This is a genomic window from Rhodococcus sp. AW25M09 (genome assembly GCF_000333955.1).
GTDB lineage: Bacteria > Actinomycetota > Actinomycetes > Mycobacteriales > Mycobacteriaceae > Rhodococcoides.
The window spans coordinates 73,474-90,071 of sequence record NZ_CAPS01000112.1; the positions used below are offsets into that span (position 1 = coordinate 73,474).

The window sequence follows — 16,598 nt, forward strand, 5'->3', positions numbered from 1 at the left end:
TCGAGCGTTCGGACCGATCATGCGTTCAGGGGAAAGCCGAGGTTGATCCCGCCGTGACTCGGGTCGAGCCAGCGGGAGGTGACGACTTTGCCTCGGGTGAAGAAGTGCACGCCCTCGGTACCGTGAGCGTGACTGTCTCCGAACAGAGAATTCTTCCAGCCGCCGAACGAGTAGTACGCCATCGGAACAGGCACGGGGACGTTGATTCCGATCATGCCGACCTCGACCTCGTTCTGGAACCGGCGCGCGGCTCCACCGTCGTTGGTGAAGATCGCGGTGCCGTTGCCGTAGGGGTTGGCATTGATCAGAGCCACCGCCTCCTCGTACGTCGCGACACGGATCACGGCGAGCACGGGGCCGAATATTTCCTCGGTGTAGATACTCATGTCGGTCGTGACGTGGTCGAACAGCGTGGGACCGACGAAGAAGCCTTCGCCGTCGGCGTCCGTCTCGGGGTTGCGGCCATCGACGACCAGTGTCGCGCCCGCGGCTTCGCCGGCGTCGACGAAGCCCGCCACTCGGTCGCGCGAGGCCGCGGTCACCAGCGGGCCCACTGTCGCAGCCCCGACGTGCCGTCGCCCGTGCGCAGCGCCTCGGCGCGCTCTCTGATCTTGGCAACGAGCTCGTCCGCGATGTCTCCCACTGCGACGCACGCCGAGATCGCCATGCATCGCTCCCCCGCCGAGCCGAAGCCCGCGTTGACGGCCTGGTCGGCCGCGAGGTCGAGGTCCGCGTCGGGCAGCACGATCATGTGGTTCTTGGCACCGCCCAGGGCCTGCACACGCTTGCCGTGCGCCGTCCCGGTCTCGTAGACGTACTTGGCGATGGGGGTGGATCCGACGAACGAGACGCTCTTGACGTCCGGGTGGGTCAACAATCCGTCGACCGCGACCTTGTCGCCGTGCAGCACGTTGAAGACACCGTCGGGCAGGCCCGCTTCCTTCCACAGCGCAGCGATCCAGTTGGCGGCCGAGGGCACCTTCTCGGAGGGCTTCAGCACGACGGTGTTGCCCGCCGCGATCGCTAGCGGAAAGAACCACATCGGCACCATCGCCGGGAAGTTGAACGGGCTGATGATCGCGACCGGGCCGAGCGGCTGACGCACCGAGTGCACGTCCACCTGTGTAGACGCGTTCTCGGTGAAGCCGCCCTTCAACAGGTGCGGGATGCCGCAGGCGAACTCGACCACCTCTTGGCCACGAGCCACTTCGCCCGCCGCGTCGGACAGCACCTTGCCGTGCTCGGCGGTGATGATCGCCGCGAGCTCGGGTGCCCGCTCGTTGAGCAGCTCGCGAAACCGGAACATGATCTGGACCCGACGTGCCAGGGACGTGTCACGCCAGGCCGGAAACGCCTTCTTCGCCGATGCCACCGCGGCCAGTACGTCGTCGTCCGAAGCCAGCGCAACCGTGGAGGACACGCTTCCGGTGGCCGGGTTCGTCACGTCGCCCAGCCGGTCGCCCGTGCCGTCGACCGAAGAGCCGTTGATCCAGTGCATCGTTGTCGTCAGGCCGTTTTCATTGCTCACGCTTCGAGTCTGAGGCTTGATTCATCTCGCAGGAACACTCACTGTGTCGCGTGATGTGCCGAAAACCGTACAAGGTGTCGTATTCTCGCGTGGTGGCCACACCGACCTTGCGCTCCATGCTGAGCATGAACGCTCTTTCCGTTGGGCAACCGGACATCGTCGTCGACGGTGTGAGGATGGACCGACCGGTGCGGTGGGTCCATGTTGCCGAGGTGAGGGACGTGCGCCACCTGCTCGACGGGCACGAAGTCGTCTTGACCACAGGCCTGCCCTTCGCGAACGGAACAGCCGACCCGGCGGCGTTCGTCCGCCAGCTGGTGGCAACCGAGGCTCGCGGGTTGATCGTCGAGCTCGGCCCCCAGCTGGCGACCGTGCCGCCCGAGGTCGTCGCCGAGGCACGAAGGCTGGAGCTACCGCTGATCGCGCTACGGGCACCGGTGAAGTTCGTCGAGGTGACCGAAGCAGTACACCGGGCGATAGTTGGGGAGCAGTACCGAGGCTTGGCTTTCGCTCAGGAGACCCACGAGGTTTTCACCGAGCTCAGCCTCGACAGCGCCGACTCCGACACCATCGTCGGTCGGGCAGCCGTTCTGGTCGGCGAACCGATCGTCCTGGAGGACGCCGGGCGTCGTGTCGTCGCCTTGGCTGCGCACGACCGGAGCCCTCGAGACGTCCTCGCCAGATGGCAGGAACGCTCTCGGTCCGCACCGGTACTGGACCGGCCCGGTACGACGGGGCCCGAAGAGTGGTTGACGTGCCCGGTGGGCTTGCGGGGATCTGCGTGGGGGCGACTGGTCGCTCCACAGCCGGTCGCTGACGCGGTCGAAGTCGCCGTCGTGCTGCAACGCGCTGCTCAGGCGCTTCAGCTCTCGCGCCTCGTGCAGCGAGATGCAGCCGGCTTGCAGTTCCAAGCTCGTGAGTCGCTACTGCTCGACCTCATGGAGGCCCGTGTTGCAGACGAGGTGGACGCGATCGCCAGAGCCCGCGCTTTGGGTGTGCCTTCGCGGCCGTCGTATCTGCCGGTGGTGGTGCATTTCGGAGCCACCGCTGTTCCCGACCAGATCGTCCGGCAGCGTCGAGCCCGGGCCCAGCTGGAAGCGACCAGCGAAGCCGCTCGCTCCGCGAGACTCGATGTCATTGCCGGCGGTGTGGGCGACGGTCAGGTCGGGCTCGTGCTGGCGCTCCGGCCCGGTGACGTCGAAGACGCCACTCTCGACGCCTTGAACGAGGCACTCGACTCCCGCCAGGGCACACGACAGCGCGCCACGCTGGGCGTCGGCCCTGCGGCGAGCACGCTCGTCGGCGCGACACGTCATCTACGGACGACGATGCACATCGCCTCGGCGGGACATGTGCTCTCCGAAGACGGTCGATCTTGGTACCGATCCAGCGATGTGCGCCTACGCGGTCTCATGGCAGAGCTTCAGAACGACGACCGAGTCGTGGCGTTCGTCGAGTCCGAACTCGGATCGTTGCTGGCCTCCGACAGTGAGCGCCGTGCCGAACTCCTCGCGCTGCTGCGGTCCTTCGTCCGGCTCGGCGGCAACAAGGCCGCGGTGGCTGCCGATGTCCACCTCAGCCGCCAAGCTCTGTACGGTCGCCTGCGTCTCTTGGAGAACATCTTGGGCATCAGCCTCGATGACGCCGAGTCGGTGATGTCTCTCGGCGTGGCTCTACTCGTCAACGACCTTCGGGCGCTCTGACGCTGTCGGGTCGACCGCCGTGCCACCTTCGAGGCCACAGCACGGCCATCGCTTCTAGTCCTCGGAGTCCGGACGGGGTTGGTCGTTCTCGAGGCTGCTGGCGAGTGCCGCCACCGCGTGACCGCGGTGACGGTCGAGCTCTTCGACTGCCCGGTCGACTTCTCCGGCGCGCAAGGCATCGACGATGCTCCGGTGTTCGCGATCCACCCGTTCGCGCGCGGGAGCGTCGGCGTAGTAGCGAGCCCGATAGGAGTCGGTGGCCTGCCACAGCATGCGGATGAAGTCGACCATTCGAGGTCGGTCGGCTCGCTCGAAGAGGCGAAAGTGGAAGTCGCGGTTCAAGGTGATCATCGTTGCGATGTCAGCGGCCGTACTCGCCGATTCCATCGAGTCCATCAAACGATCGAACTCTGCGAAGTCGTCCGGACCCAGACGTGGGGCCGCGATGCGAACGATCTCGTCCTCGAGCAACCGACGGATCAAGTACGTCTCGGTGAGCTCGTCGATACTCAACCGGGTGACGTGGTAGCCGCGGTGCGGGACGTACTGCACCTGGCCTTCTGCCTCCAACGTCTTCAACGCCTCGCGAACCGGTATGACGCTGCACCCCAAATCCTCGGCCAGCTGTTCCTGGCGAATTCGATCGTCCGGCTGCAGAAACCCGCCCGAGATCAGCTGGCGCAAATGATTCAACGCCATCTGTTGGGCGGTGAGCCTGCGAGGAAGCTTGGGAGATTGGCTCATAGCTCACAGAGCGTACTGCTTCGGGCGCACACCTTGCCATATCTTAGATTTTATAAGATCCTGGACGCATGGCAGGAGACACATGATCACGGACGCCGATCCTCAGCGTCCCCAACCCCTCGACGGCGTCGTGGTGGCCGACTTCAGTCGAGTCCTCGCGGGACCCATGGCCGCTATGACTCTGGCCGACCTCGGGGCGACGGTCATCAAGGTCGAGAACCCCGATGGCGGCGACGACACGCGTCACTGGGGTCCGCCGTGGACCGACGCCGGAACCTCGTACTTCGGTTCGGTGAATCGCACCAAGAGCAGCATCACCCTCGATCTTCGCGATGCTGACGACCTGCAGGTTGCACACGACCTCGTGGCGCGAGCCGATGTACTCGTCGAGAACTTCCGGCCAGGCTCACTGGTCAAATTCGGTCTGGACCCCATCGCCTCCCGCGAGATCAACCCGCGGCTCATCCATTGCTCGGTGACCGGGTTCGGTGCGGCAAGCGGAGCTCATCTTCCCGGCTACGACTTCGTGGTGCAGGCGCTCGGTGGACTGATGAGCATCACCGGCGAACCGGACCGCGATCCCCAGAAAGTCGGGGTTGCCCTGGTCGATGTACTGACGGGAAAGGACGCCGTCATCGGCATTCTTGCTTCCCTCAGGCACCGAGAGGCGACCGGCCGCGGCCAACATGTCGAGGTCAACTTGCTGCAGAGCCTGCTGGGGTCACTCGCGAACCAGGCCAGTGCGTATCTCGCGACGGGGGTCGCTCCCGAACGGATGGGCAATGTCCACCCCTCGATCGCGCCGTACGAGACCTTGCGGTGCTCCGACGGACTCCTCGTCGTCGCCTGCGGAAACGATGGCCAGTTCGTTCGGCTGTGCAGCGCCCTGGAACTACCCAACCTTGCCGATGACCCGCGGTTCGCGACCAATGGCGAGCGCGTCACTCATCGCGACGAGCTCGTCGAACACCTCGAGCAACGCCTGGGCGAGCGCTCGGCCGCAACATGGCAGTCGCTCCTGACAGCGGTGGGAGTTCCGGCTGGGCAGGTCAAGAACATCGCGGAAGGAATCGCACTCGCTGCATCCCTCGGGCTCGATCCGGTCATCGAGATCGATGGCGCATCCCCGCAGATCGCCCACCCCATTCGCTACTCGGACTTTGCAAGCGCGTCACCCACTGCACCACCTGCCCTCGGGCAACACAGCCACGAGATCCGTCGTTGGCTGGCAACCCCTCTCACCGACCAGGAGCACCCATGAGCACCAGCACCCGCAGGGCATTCGATCCCGCCGATCCCGCCGGCATCGATCTCCTCCTGAGCGAGCAGGAGCGCGACGTACGCGAAGCCGTCCGCACATTCTGCGATAGAAACGTCGAACCGCACGTCGCGACGTGGTTCGAGAACGGCACGATCCCCGACATCCGCGAACTGGCTGTCGAGCTGGGTTCGCTCGGCGTTCTCGGCATGCATCTGGACGGCTACGGATGCCCGGGCATGACGGCCACCGAGTACGGACTTGCATGCCTCGAGCTGGAGGCCACCGACTCGGGCCTGCGCTCGCTGGTTTCGGTGCAGGGGTCGTTGGCAATGTTCGCGATCCACCGATGGGGCTCGGAGGAGCAGAAGAACCAGTGGCTGCCCGAGATGGCTGCGGGCCGCGCGATCGGATGCTTCGGCCTCACCGAGCCCGACGCCGGCTCCGACCCGGCCTCGATGCGCAGTCGCGCCCGACGTGACGGCGACGACTGGGTGCTCGATGCCCGCAAGATGTGGATCACCAACGGCTCGGTCGCCGACGTCGCGGTGGTGTGGGCGCAGACCGACGAAGGCATCCGTGGCTTCGTCGTGCCGACCGACACGCCGGGCTTCAGCGCCCCGCTGATCAAACACAAGATGTCGCTGCGTGCGTCGGTCACCAGCGAGCTCGTGCTCGACGGCGTCCGACTCCCCAACGACGCGGTGCTGCCCGGGGTGACGGGTCTCAAGGGCCCTCTCAGCTGCCTGAACGAGGCTCGGTACGGCATCGTCTGGGGAGCCATGGGCGCCGCGCGGTCCTCGCTGCACACTGCGCTGGACTATGCGGGCCAGCGGACCCAGTTCGGCAAGCCGATCGCGGGCTTCCAGCTGACGCAGTCCAAGTTCGCCGACATGACACTCGAAGTCGTCAAGGGCACACTGCTGGCCCTTCACCTCGGCCGGGCCAAGGACGCAACCGGCCTGCTCCCCGTCGAGGTCAGCCTCGGCAAGCTCAACAACGTCCGCGAGGCGCTCGAGGTCTGTCGCACGGCTCGGACCATCCTGGGTGCCAACGGCATCAGCCTGGAGTACCCGGTCATCCGGCACATGAACAACCTCGAGTCGGTGCTGACCTACGAGGGAACCTCGGAGATGCACGCACTGTCCATCGGACAGGCCATGACCGGAATTGCGGCCTTCCGCTAGGAGGACCACCGCGAGAGGCGCCCCCGTCACCACCTGATCGGTGGTGACGGGGGCGCACTGGTGCTGAGGGGCGCGCAGTTGTGCGTGCTGTGGTTACCGCTGTGTCAGCGGGTCACCACGCCACGCCGGTCGGCAGTACCGACAGACGGACCACAGAGCGGTCCGAGCACCGCAAGGTCTGGGTGCTCGGCCTGGTCTCGACGGCCGACCAGGCCGGCTCCCCCGTCCCTGGATGTGGCTGGAACGCGGGAAACTCGCTGCTGGCGATCTGAAGGCGGAGCGCATGTCCTGCCTCGAGACGGTAGGCCACGTGGCCGAGTTCGATCGTCGCCTCGACATCGCCATCGGCCGTGTCGATCTGGCCGTCCCCCCAGGCCACGACGCGGGCCGCGCCGCCAGGGTCGACGTCGAGCACCTTGACGATGAGGTCGGTCGTCGGTGCGGTCGAACCGACGGTCAGGGTCACATCGATGGGCCCGACGAGGTCGAGGTCTGCCGAACCGACCTCCGATGTGAAGGTCAGAACGTCGGGACGCGAGTGGAGGCCGCTTTCGTCCGGGTACTCGAGCAAGGACGCGAACGGATTGATCACGCTGACGGGAACCAAGTCGTCCGGGTCGTGGACCCACGTGGCCGTGGACTCGGCCTGCAGGTCGGGCGTGAGGCGCCCGCCCATCGCGCCGCTCGTCGCCCGGCCACCGTCGGAGATGACCAGCTCGCGCACCTCGACACCGGCCGGAGGCCACGAGTCGCTCGTCCGGAACTCCAGTGGATCGTCGCCATGGCCGAGGTGCCACTGCACGCGGCTCAGAGAGGAGGCCGGTCGCGTCTCGCGGACGAAGACGTCGAAGAAATCGGCCGCGGGAGCGACGTACTTCGCGAGGTGCCGACCCAGAGCGTCATCGTCGACACCGTGATCGTTCTCGGGCGCGACGGGAGCGTCGGGTAAGCGGTAGCCCTCGTGGTCGGTCGAGTCGTGGGGCGTCACGGCGTTACAGCGATCTTCGAGGCCGTGATCGCCCACGAGAGCACCGTGCAGGCCGTCGCGGCGCTCGACACCGCCGGCGAACTGCACTGCCACTACGAGGGAGCTGTCCGATTCCGGACCGCCGAGGACCTGCCCGACGCCATCGAGACGGTGCAGCGTTACCAGAACCGCTACGGCAGTGACCGGGTGAGGATCAGGACACTCAAGCTCTTTCTCGACGGCACCAACGAGGTCGGCAACAGTGCCTTGCTCGCACCACAGGGCCGGGCGTGCTCGCACGGCGACGGGGGCATGCAGATGAGCACGGATGAGCTGACGCAGTGTCTGCTCACCAGCAACCGGGCCGACGTCGACGTCCACATCCATATGGTCGGCGACCGGGCCTTCCGGGCCGGGTGTGACGCCGTGCAGGCCGCGAAGGAGCTCACAGTCGCCGAGTCCGATACGTGGCGGATCCAGGTGACATTCGCCCACTGCGAGCTCGTGGACCCCGCTGACATGCATCGCCCCGCGGAGTTGGGCGTCCTCATCAACTGGACGACGCATTGGTCGGGTGGCTACTTCGGTGAAGAAGCGAAGGAACACCTCGGCGAAGAATGCTGGAACAGGATGTACGCCTTCAACGAGATGATAGATAGCGGCGCGACCGTGGCCTACTCCAGCGATGTCGTGACCGACTACGAACTGAACCGAGCGAACCCGTTCTTCGGCATTCAGGTCGCGCACACCCGCGTCGACCCCGAGTACCCACTCGACGCCGACCGGTTCCCCGGCAGCGTGCGTCCTGCAGCCGAGTCGGTGCTGTCGCTGGAGCAGCTGATCGAGGGATACACCACGGGCGCCGCCAAGCAGCTGCGGATCGATGACCGTGCCGGTTCCATCGAAGTCGGCAAGGCGGCGAACCTCGTGGTCCTCGACACCGATCTCTTCACGGCACCGCCGTCCACCATCAGCGACATCCTTCCCGAGGCCGTGCTGTTCGACGGATCCGTCGTATTCGGGGCGCTGTGAACCCTCGCTTGCTTCGTAGTTGACCCATCGTGGGTCGTCCAACTCGACGAAGAATCGAGTTCAGCGCAGCGAAGGCTGCGGCGTTTCCTGTGTTCCGATCGTCGCAGCTGGCCGTCGGGAGCATCGCCGCAATCGCGGTCGGTGATTGGTTCACAGCGTCTGAGATCCAGACGGTTGACGAGCGGCAAATGCGACTTGGCCTTCTCCACCGATCTAAGGGTTGCCCGGTGTAAACCGTCCAAGAAGTCGACTCAGTGCGATGATCTGGCAGTGCATCTCCAAGCCTCGGCGCCCCGGCATCCGTTCGCGGTGTGGGACATATCCGAGTGGGTTGTGGTCAGTCAGGAAGCGCGCGGACTCGACCCGAAGGACTGGGTCGCACTACAAGCGGACGCACGAGACGACAGTCAGTCATCGTGGTGGTTGTTCAAACCGATCAAGACGGCGAGCTATCGCCGGTTCGACGACTCGTCGGAGAAGATCGCCTCCGAATTGGCCGGGCTGATCGGTCTGCCTGCTGCTCGGGTAGAACTCGCCGCAAGGGATGGTGCGGTCGGGATCATCTCTCGTAACGTCACCCCGGACGGGTGCTCACTCGATTCCGGGGACACACTGCTCTCGGAATTCGACGGGTACCTCTCATGCGCGGGCGACAATCGCCCGAAGAACCGTGTGGGCCACAGCCTCGACAACATTCAGCGCCTTCTCGATGGTGTTCGAACGCCCGGTGACCTTGCACCGGAGACGAGTGGCTTCGACCTCTTTGCCGGCTACCTGGTGTTCGACGCCTGGATCGCCAACACCGACCGCCACGCGATCAACTGGGGCGTCCTGACTCGAAACGATGACGGCAACCGCTTTCTTGCCCCGTCTTTCGATCACGGAAGTGCCCTCGCCTCTGGGGTCCAAGACAAGTTCATGGCCACGAAGGACGCCGCGGCGTATGCCGGACGGGGCATGGCGCACCGTTTCGAGAACGGCAGTCGACTTCCTTTGGTGGAGATGGCATTGGACGCGGTCATGCGTTCGGGGCAGAACGGGCACGAATGGATCGATCGGATCGGCGACCTCGACGCCGAAGTTGTCCGGTCGGTCGTGGAGGCAGTCCCGGGAATGTCGGAGGTCCGACGTAACTTTGTCAGTACGCTGTTGGAAACGAACCGGAGGAGGTTGACAGCATGACCACGACTGCGGTCGACCACAGGCCCGCGGATGCTCCCGAGACGCTGAGCCGGCTGCTTGTCACCGTTCGCGATCCCAATACACGTCAGTACGTGCCGGTCGGCTTCCTGCGCCACCTGCTCGACTGCTTCGAATTCGCATACTTGGAGTCAGCGCTCGCGCGGGACGATTTTCGGCCCTTACCCGGGCTGACCCATGCCACGCAAGCTCCGATGCGCAGCGGCCAACTCTTCCCCGTGTTCGCCGAACGCGTGGTCTCGTCGCGTCGGCCCGACCGAAGCGCATCGATGAACGCGCTCGGCCTGCCAGCGAACGCCGCGCCGTTCGAGGTTCTGGCACGCTCGCACGGACAACGGGTCGGTGACACGATCGAACTACTGCCTGCTCCCACGGCGGGGCCCGGCGAATTGGTGTCGTTCCCATTCCTCACACACGGAGTGCGCCACCTGGAGCCGGTGGAGCAAAAGCGCATTGCCTCGCTCTCGCCCGGAGACGCCCTTCAGCTGGTTCGGGACAGTACTAATACGGTCAACCCGCACGCTTTCCTCGTCACCGACGACGACAAGATTCGGCTCGGCTGGGTCCCCGATCCGCTGATAGCCGTCTTCGAATCGCTGACCGATCGACATTTGACGGTGGAGCGGGCCAACGGTCCCGAGATCGGATTCCATTTCCGCCTTCTCGTCAAAATCGCAGGGCGGACGCCCAGCGATCTAGGCCTCTTCGACGGACCGGCGTGGGTCACTCGCGGGTTCGCCGACGCTGACGCTCCGACCGATCTGTCCCTTTCGAACCGTTAGGTCGGTCTGCGTGACTCTGTGACGATGCTCGTGATCTACGACGTCGAACTGTATTCGCGCACCACGCCAACGGAACTCGGCGAGCGGGTGAGATTCGAACTGTTCTGGAACGCCCGGTTCGCTCGGATGTGGGCAGGTGTGCAACCAGAGTGGTCGCTTATCGCACAGCTGGCCGCGACGGCAGCTCCCACGGTCACGCACCTCGGCGCGACTCCCGAGCAGAACACCCAGATGTAGCCCGCTACAGCTATATTGGGCAATCTCCGATTCCGAAACAGGTCATCGAACACCGTCGACGACAACCTACGTCCTCGGGTGCCACCCGGATACGTCGAGTGTTCCGAGCTGACGGGTATGACCGTCGGTACCCTGGAACGTCACCGTCATAGCGCTATCCGGACGCATCCGAAGAAGCATCCGCGCAACACGTTTGGCCTCATCTTCTGTCCTGCATTCCCGCGAGGGCACCTGCGAATCGTGTGCGAGGGGCTGACCCACTTCTTCGGAGACCACGAAAATCCCAGTCTCGCGCTGTGGGCGATCACCGTCGGACACCGTCATCGACTCATGGTGGCACCCGCCACCGCATTCCGCCATGATATCCGTGGCACCCGTTCGGCTGACTAAGTGGTTTCTCGGTGGGTCCTACGAATCCGACCCGTGTAGCTCGTCCAGCGACAATCTGAATCCACCGACGATGCGACCGCCCCACAGCCCAGGCGAGCTCAGTCCGGTTAAAATCACCACCGGAGGAACTCGTCGAATCCCGGCCTGAGCGCTGGCAACTTTCGCAACCGAAGCTGCCGAAATCCGGACCAACGGGACGACGCTGCTGTGTTCTTTTGCGGTGGTTCACGAAACTTCGAGCGATTCCTGGATGGGTCCGATCAAGTCTTCGTCCGCCTCGTAGACCCCGAGACTCTCCTTCGACGTCTCGATTCTCGGGCCGAGAACGACTGGGCGCCCGATCGGCCGAGCGCGAGCTCATCGTTGCGCTGCACCTCAGCAAAGAAGACATCCCCAAGAATGGAACCGGCATCGATGCCGCACGACCGGTCGGGGACGTCGTCGACGGGATACTCCATCTCGCAGACATCGACGATAGCGAGCCACGCGCTCAGCAATCGTCCTAATTTCTGCACGGCGGCAGCACGTTCGGCTTGACCTAGACCGCGCTCCAGCTTTTACGGTCGGGTCATGACTAATTCACAGGCTGCCCTAGGTTCGGGTTTCGACGCGCGGTCCACGACCGATGGCGTTCTCACTGGTATCGACTTGGAAGGGCAGTTCGCGATCGTGACCGGAGGGCATTCGGGTCTCGGGTTGCAGACAACTCGCGCGCTGATCGACGCCGGTGCCGACGTGCTTGTCGCCGCCCGAGACATCGCGGCGGCGAACCGCGTTCTGGGCGAACACGATCGGATGCGAGTCGAACAGCTCGATCTCGCCGATCAAGACAGCATCAAGATTTTCGCGGGCACCGTCAGATCATCGGACCGCCCGGTAGACATCCTGATCAACAGCGCCGGGGTCATGGCCTGCCCGGAAACGAGGGTCGGACCGGGATGGGAAGCGCAATTCGGCGTGAACCACCTCGGCCATTTCGCGCTCGTCAACCGCCTGTGGCCTCAGCTGCGACGCGGATCGGCACGCGTGGTGTCGGTGTCGTCGAGTGGCCATCACGCCTCCGCAATGCGTTGGCACGATGTGCAATTCGACACCGGCTACGACAGATTCTTGGCGTACGGGCAGTCGAAGACAGCGAACGCACTGTTCGCAGTGCATCTCGACTCACTCGGTCGTCGCGACGGCGTGAGTGCGTTCTCGTTGCACCCCGGAATGATCCTGACCAATCTCGTCCGCCACCTACCGCGTGCGGAGATGCAGGACAACGGGTGGATCGACGAAAACGGAACGGTGATCGACCCGAGATTCAAGACCGTCGAGCAAGGCGCCGCGACCCAGGTGTGGGCGGCGACGTCACCGATGCTTACCGACCAGGGCGGGGTGTACTGCGAGGATTGCGACATCGCCGCACCCGCTCCGGCCTCGGGTGAGCAGGTCGGGGTGAAGCCGTGGGCCAGCGATGTGCAGGAGGCACGCCGACTGTGGGCGTTGTCGGCGGAGCTGACCGGTATCGACGCGTTCGGCAGCAGCTGACCTCGGACCGTATCGACCGGTTCGGGTCAGGCGAATTCGTCGGGTGCACGTCCCCACAGGTCCGTGGGTGCGCCGGTGTCGAGGTGATTTCGGTAGATGTCGACTTTGGTGTCGATCACCTGTAGACAGTCGTTGATGGACGCGAGCTGCTCACGTACTCGGGTCTGGTGTTGCTGCAACAGGTTCAGACGTTCCTGCTCGTTGCCGGGTCCAGTTCGGACCAGTTCGGCGAACCGCCGCAGCTCCGCGAGCGGCATCCCGGATTCGCGCAGCTTCACGCACACCCGCAGCCAATCCACGTCCGTCCGGCTGTAACGCCGTTGGCCGCCGGCGGTCCTTTCGATCGGGTCCACGAGGAGGTCGTTGCGTTCGTAGAACCGCAACGCGTGAACACCGAGACCTGTCTGCGCCGACACCTCGCTAATCGTGAAGGTCTCGTCCATGACCCGCCCCATCCTGTCCATACGAACCGCGACAGTTCCGACAATATTCGGATCGACCCTGAGAGGTGGCGCGCCCTCGCCAGCGGCGACAGCTCCGCGCGTGACGCGTTCGTCTCGACAGCGAAATCCATCTGCCCCGTACTGCGTCCATCTGCTCACCTTTTCAGACGCGTCACGGGCTGACGACAAAACCCAAGGTAATGGTGGCTTTGTCCCACGATTTGGCGACAGCGGTAGAGTCTGTCTCCACCCGAGCTCGGTGACCTGCTGGGATCCAAAGCGTGGAATCGCATGTTCCTCAGGTCCATTCGATAACACCATCGACCAGCGCCGGTCGCCAACTGCCTTCGAACGGCGCACCGGTGTCGAAGCTCGAAGCGAGATCCGACAGCATCGCACTGATCGAATTCCATTGCGGTCCAGCCGCATCGCTGTCCACCTTGTCGAACATCGTCACACAGCCATGGAGTTCGCCGGGCCGGGTGTCGACCACGAGGAACGAGCCGTCGAGTCCTGCGATCGGTATGAACTCCGGGATGAACGTCCAGGCGCTCACCCCGGCTTCCGCACTCGGGACGTTCTCTACACCCTCCTCTTCGGCTACCGAGGCCCAAATCTCAACCATCATCGCCTGCTCCGATCGCATGCGTTCCCGGTCGAACAATTCGAGCATGGGTAGCAGCGACAGTCGATAATTTTCAGGGAGGGTATCGATTCCGTCGGCGAGCTCGATCAGCTCGGGAGGCCACGCCGCGCTATCCGAGTTCTTCTGCTGCGCAGGTTCTCTCGGAAGCCGCAGCCACGATGCTATTCGCGACCACTGTTCGGGTACCGACGATGCAACGGTGTCGTATTGCACTCCCGGTCGATCTGCCGGTGGCACAGTTTTATCCCGAATCTCGGACTCAGTCTCCGCCTCATCGTGCAGTGCGGACTCTATGCGAGCTGCCAAATCACCGTCGTCCAGTGCCGGATCGTCGAAGCCGTGAACTCGTGCGGATTCGAAACCGAAGCCGACCGACATTCCGGTCGCCGGGGCGCTGTCCGGTTCCGAATACACGCTGCGCAACAGAATCCGACCTGCGTCGATGACCTCGCCCATCGCTGCCTGCCGTGAACGTGCGGCTCCGTTGGCGCTGACGTGCCGACCGCCACCCGGTACCGAGCAGCCAACGCTCCAGAACACGTCACCTGCACTCGAAGCGGACTGAGCCGTCGCGATCGCTTCGTCACGTCCGGACGGCTGCCCCGAAACTTTCATGAAGGGCATCAATTCGAGGAGATAGCGCTCGGATCCGTCATCGACGGTCGGGCGAAAGAGTCTGAAGGTCAACTCCGACGGAAGAATGATCTGCGAAAGCGACCCGAAACCTGCGAACACCAGGCCCTCTGCATTCTCCAACTGCAACGGGCTGGAGACATCGAACTTGCCGAACGCCAGAACAGTCCACCCCTCGGCGAGACGGTTCGGTCGTGGGCGAAAAAGAACGTCGACACTGACTTCCACCTCGCGCGTTGACGACCGCAGAGCCAGACCTCGCTCGGACGGCTCGCACAGCCCGCCCGCAGCGGACATCGCGATGTCGATGTTGCCAGCGCCCGTGAGGAAGTACGTCCCGTCGGTAATTGAAAGTCGCGCTGTGTCCATGGTGATCGAATCTACGGCGCGAAGCCATGCTGGTCGAGGACAGCCGCGCAGTCGACGACCACGGCTCCGCGACACCGGTCGACCTCAGCAGCGGTCCCCAACTGCGGAACAAGTAACTCCACGGGCTGCAGGCCGGTGCGGACGGTGACAACGCCAATATCGACACCTTTAACACCGCCCTGCGAGTGACCGTGTGTCTCGTGATCAAAGTCAACGACGAACTCCAGCTAGCAGCATTCGAGACGGCATAGCGCACCGCAATTGCCGTCACGAATAGACATCGAACGCGCCCTCACCTCACCAGCGTCATCAGAGAACCTGCCGACTACGACTCGCGGGTCAAAACCTCGAACTGGTATCAGCCGGTTCGGATCATCCTGGCCGCTGCTGTCTCGACGTCGCGTACGGTACCGAGCTGCCACGGATATGCTGCTCTCGCCAGCAACTCGTCCCACTCGCCCGCTCACGCCGATCACCGACGACACCAAGGGCCAGGCATCCAACCCTAATCAAGACCAGCGAGTAGATTCCGGCCGACCTATGGAGTCTCGTACACGGTGTCATGGCACTCGAGATGATCGGTCACTTCGAGTAGCTCGCCGATCCGGTGTCGACGTCGCTGCTACCGATGGCGGTCGAATCGATTCGCGGGGAGGGGGTTTACATGCGTCTTTCATTCTTGCGTTCACCGACCGCCTCGCGCGGTACGGTGACCGCGGGGAACGGTACGGCTCGGGAAGACTGTCGGGGGATCATGACTCTGTTCGGTGTGCTCGATCGCGTCCTGACTCGACGACTGCCCCTGGAGCCTCCGGACGATCCCCATGCCGCAATCCTTCCGACCCCGATCGACAACGACGCCTTCTTCCTCACCCCTCCCGGCATCGAGGACCTCGCACCCGGTGTGGTGATCCGGCAGCGCACGACCCGCGGTCTGGTGCCGCGGCCGCGAACCACCCTGCATCAGTTCATGGTGCGATCGACCGACGCGCGGGGTCTCCCCGCCGGCGTCACCGCCTCGCTGCTGATCCCGAGGCGGCCGTGGACCGGGCGCGGACCGCGGCCCGTCGTCGCCCACAACGTGGCCATCGATTCCCTCGGAGCCAAGAGCACGCCGTCGTATCGGCTCGTGCACGGCGTCGGTGCCGACCTCCCGCCGGTGATGCCGCTATGGCTCGCACGCGGATACGCCGTCCTCGTCGCCGATCACCAAGGCCCGCGGATGTCGTACTCCGAAGGCACGATGGCCGGGCATGCCGTCCTGGACTCGCTACGCGGGATGACGGTCGTCGCCCCGGAGCTCGCCGACAGCCCAGTGGTGGCCTACGGCTACAGCGGCGGCGCGATCGCCACCACATGGACGGCGCAACTACAGCCCAGGTACGCGCCGGAGGTGAGGTTGGCGGGCGCCGTCGCCGGTGGAACGCCCACCGATTTCTCGATGCTGCTGGACACCATGAACGGCACCGTCGCGGCCGGCCTGCTGGGTGCGGCGAGCATGGGTCTCGCGCGTGAGCACCCCGAGATGGTCGAGCTGTTCGGCCCGAAAGCGCTGCTGTTGGCGTCCTGGGTCAAGGACATGTCCGTCCTCCCCCTGGCCTTGGGCGGGTTGGTACGCATGCGAATCGAGGACTTGGCGTCCGAGCCCGACCCGTTCGACTCCGACATCGCGCGGCGGGTGATCGCCGCGAACCGTCCGGGTGCCGATGCGCCGTCGGTGCCGGTCGCGTTCTTCCACGGTTCCGCGAGCAAGATGATCGGCGATCGCTTCATCCCCGAGGCCGGCGTGACCGCCCTGATCGAGCAGTGGCGCAGCAAGGGTGCCGACGTGCACTACGAGCCCGTGGCAGGCGACCACTTCATCGGTGCCGTGACTGGGCTGCCGTTCGTGTTGCGTTGGACCGCAATGCAATTCGCGATCAACGGCTCAGGGTAGCTCGCCGCCC

The 16,598-nt window shown here is 64.6% G+C and carries 13 protein-coding genes and 1 pseudogene; 9 read left to right on the forward strand and 5 right to left on the reverse strand.

Features of this window, described 5'->3' with window-relative positions; translation table 11 throughout:
• Positions 1–17: 17 nt before the first annotated feature.
• Positions 18–1,498 (reverse strand): annotated as a pseudogene (locus RHODMAR_RS21395) (CoA-acylating methylmalonate-semialdehyde dehydrogenase).
• Positions 1,499–1,620: 122 nt separating this feature from the next.
• On the opposite strand from RHODMAR_RS21395, the gene RHODMAR_RS21400 reads away from it, so the two are divergent.
• The gene (locus RHODMAR_RS21400; RefSeq protein ID WP_198289505.1) at positions 1,621–3,231 is read left to right on the forward strand and encodes a PucR family transcriptional regulator; all 1,611 of its coding nucleotides are present in this window, start codon (positions 1,621–1,623) and stop codon (positions 3,229–3,231) included.
• Positions 3,232–3,285: 54 nt separating this feature from the next.
• On the opposite strand, the gene RHODMAR_RS21405 is transcribed toward RHODMAR_RS21400, so the two are convergent.
• Positions 3,286–3,975 (reverse strand): GntR family transcriptional regulator, encoded by a 690-nt coding sequence (locus RHODMAR_RS21405; protein WP_008718742.1) that lies wholly within the window; start codon positions 3,973–3,975, stop codon positions 3,286–3,288.
• An 82-nt stretch (positions 3,976–4,057) separates the two neighbouring features.
• On the opposite strand from RHODMAR_RS21405, the gene RHODMAR_RS21410 reads away from it, so the two are divergent.
• A complete protein-coding gene (locus RHODMAR_RS21410) occupies positions 4,058–5,236 on the forward strand; it encodes a CaiB/BaiF CoA transferase family protein (protein WP_008718744.1) in 1,179 nt (392 codons plus the stop codon).
• Positions 5,233–6,420 (forward strand): acyl-CoA dehydrogenase family protein, encoded by a 1,188-nt coding sequence (locus tag RHODMAR_RS21415; protein ID WP_008718747.1) that lies wholly within the window; start codon positions 5,233–5,235, stop codon positions 6,418–6,420. The genes RHODMAR_RS21410 and RHODMAR_RS21415 overlap by 4 nt, the downstream gene beginning before the upstream one ends.
• Positions 6,421–6,532: 112 nt before the next feature.
• Here the strand turns inward: RHODMAR_RS21415 and RHODMAR_RS21420 are convergent, their stop codons facing one another.
• Positions 6,533–7,408 (reverse strand): CocE/NonD family hydrolase, encoded by an 876-nt coding sequence (locus RHODMAR_RS21420; RefSeq protein ID WP_051048221.1) that lies wholly within the window; start codon positions 7,406–7,408, stop codon positions 6,533–6,535.
• Between RHODMAR_RS21420 and RHODMAR_RS21425 the strand changes: the two genes are divergently transcribed.
• The 5 genes from RHODMAR_RS21425 to RHODMAR_RS21455 all read left to right on the forward strand — a co-directional run bounded on the left by RHODMAR_RS21425 (position 7,382) and on the right by RHODMAR_RS21455 (position 12,561).
• Positions 7,382–8,419, forward strand: coding sequence for an amidohydrolase family protein (locus RHODMAR_RS21425; protein WP_008718750.1), 1,038 nt, complete (start codon positions 7,382–7,384; stop codon positions 8,417–8,419). The genes RHODMAR_RS21420 and RHODMAR_RS21425 overlap by 27 nt on opposite strands.
• A 270-nt stretch (positions 8,420–8,689) precedes the next feature.
• Positions 8,690–9,601: a HipA domain-containing protein gene (locus tag RHODMAR_RS21430; protein WP_008718752.1), complete on the forward strand. Its 912-nt coding sequence runs from the start codon at positions 8,690–8,692 to the stop codon at positions 9,599–9,601.
• Positions 9,598–10,401 carry a hypothetical protein gene (locus RHODMAR_RS21435; protein ID WP_008718755.1) on the forward strand — a complete coding sequence of 268 codons (804 nt, stop codon included), beginning with the start codon at positions 9,598–9,600 and terminating at the stop codon, positions 10,399–10,401. Before RHODMAR_RS21430 ends, RHODMAR_RS21435 begins: the two co-directional genes overlap by 4 nt.
• A gap of 24 nt (positions 10,402–10,425) precedes the next feature.
• On the forward strand, positions 10,426–10,638 hold the full coding sequence (locus tag RHODMAR_RS21440; protein ID WP_157226163.1) for a hypothetical protein: 213 nt from the start codon (positions 10,426–10,428) through the stop codon (positions 10,636–10,638).
• 960 nt (positions 10,639–11,598) lie between these two features.
• A complete protein-coding gene (locus RHODMAR_RS21455; protein ID WP_008718757.1) occupies positions 11,599–12,561 on the forward strand; it encodes an oxidoreductase in 963 nt (320 codons plus the stop codon).
• Between the two features lie 26 nt (positions 12,562–12,587).
• Here RHODMAR_RS21455 and RHODMAR_RS21460 read toward each other — a convergent pair whose 3' ends face one another.
• Complete coding sequence (locus tag RHODMAR_RS21460) at positions 12,588–13,004, reverse strand: MerR family transcriptional regulator (RefSeq protein ID WP_008718759.1); 417 nt, start codon at positions 13,002–13,004, stop codon at positions 12,588–12,590.
• Positions 13,005–13,302: 298 nt separating this feature from the next.
• Positions 13,303–14,652, reverse strand: a complete 1,350-nt coding sequence (locus RHODMAR_RS27120; protein ID WP_008718762.1) for a hypothetical protein — start codon at positions 14,650–14,652, stop codon at positions 13,303–13,305.
• A gap of 754 nt (positions 14,653–15,406) precedes the next feature.
• On the opposite strand from RHODMAR_RS27120, the gene RHODMAR_RS21470 reads away from it, so the two are divergent.
• Positions 15,407–16,588, forward strand: coding sequence for a lipase family protein (locus RHODMAR_RS21470; protein WP_008718764.1), 1,182 nt, complete (start codon positions 15,407–15,409; stop codon positions 16,586–16,588).
• The last annotated feature ends 10 nt before the right edge of the window (positions 16,589–16,598 follow it).

Coding starts and splice junctions, on each gene's coding strand:
- RHODMAR_RS21405 (WP_008718742.1), bottom strand. CDS start 3,975: ATGAGCCAATCTCCCAAGCTTCCTCGCAGGCTCACCGCCCAACAGATG.
- RHODMAR_RS21410 (WP_008718744.1), top strand. CDS start 4,058: ATGATCACGGACGCCGATCCTCAGCGTCCCCAACCCCTCGACGGCGTC.
- RHODMAR_RS21415 (WP_008718747.1), top strand. CDS start 5,233: ATGAGCACCAGCACCCGCAGGGCATTCGATCCCGCCGATCCCGCCGGC.
- RHODMAR_RS21435 (WP_008718755.1), top strand. CDS start 9,598: ATGACCACGACTGCGGTCGACCACAGGCCCGCGGATGCTCCCGAGACG.
- RHODMAR_RS21440 (WP_157226163.1), top strand. CDS start 10,426: ATGCTCGTGATCTACGACGTCGAACTGTATTCGCGCACCACGCCAACG.
- RHODMAR_RS21455 (WP_008718757.1), top strand. CDS start 11,599: ATGACTAATTCACAGGCTGCCCTAGGTTCGGGTTTCGACGCGCGGTCC.
- RHODMAR_RS21460 (WP_008718759.1), bottom strand. CDS start 13,004: ATGGACGAGACCTTCACGATTAGCGAGGTGTCGGCGCAGACAGGTCTC.
- RHODMAR_RS27120 (WP_008718762.1), bottom strand. CDS start 14,652: ATGGACACAGCGCGACTTTCAATTACCGACGGGACGTACTTCCTCACG.
- RHODMAR_RS21470 (WP_008718764.1), top strand. CDS start 15,407: ATGACTCTGTTCGGTGTGCTCGATCGCGTCCTGACTCGACGACTGCCC.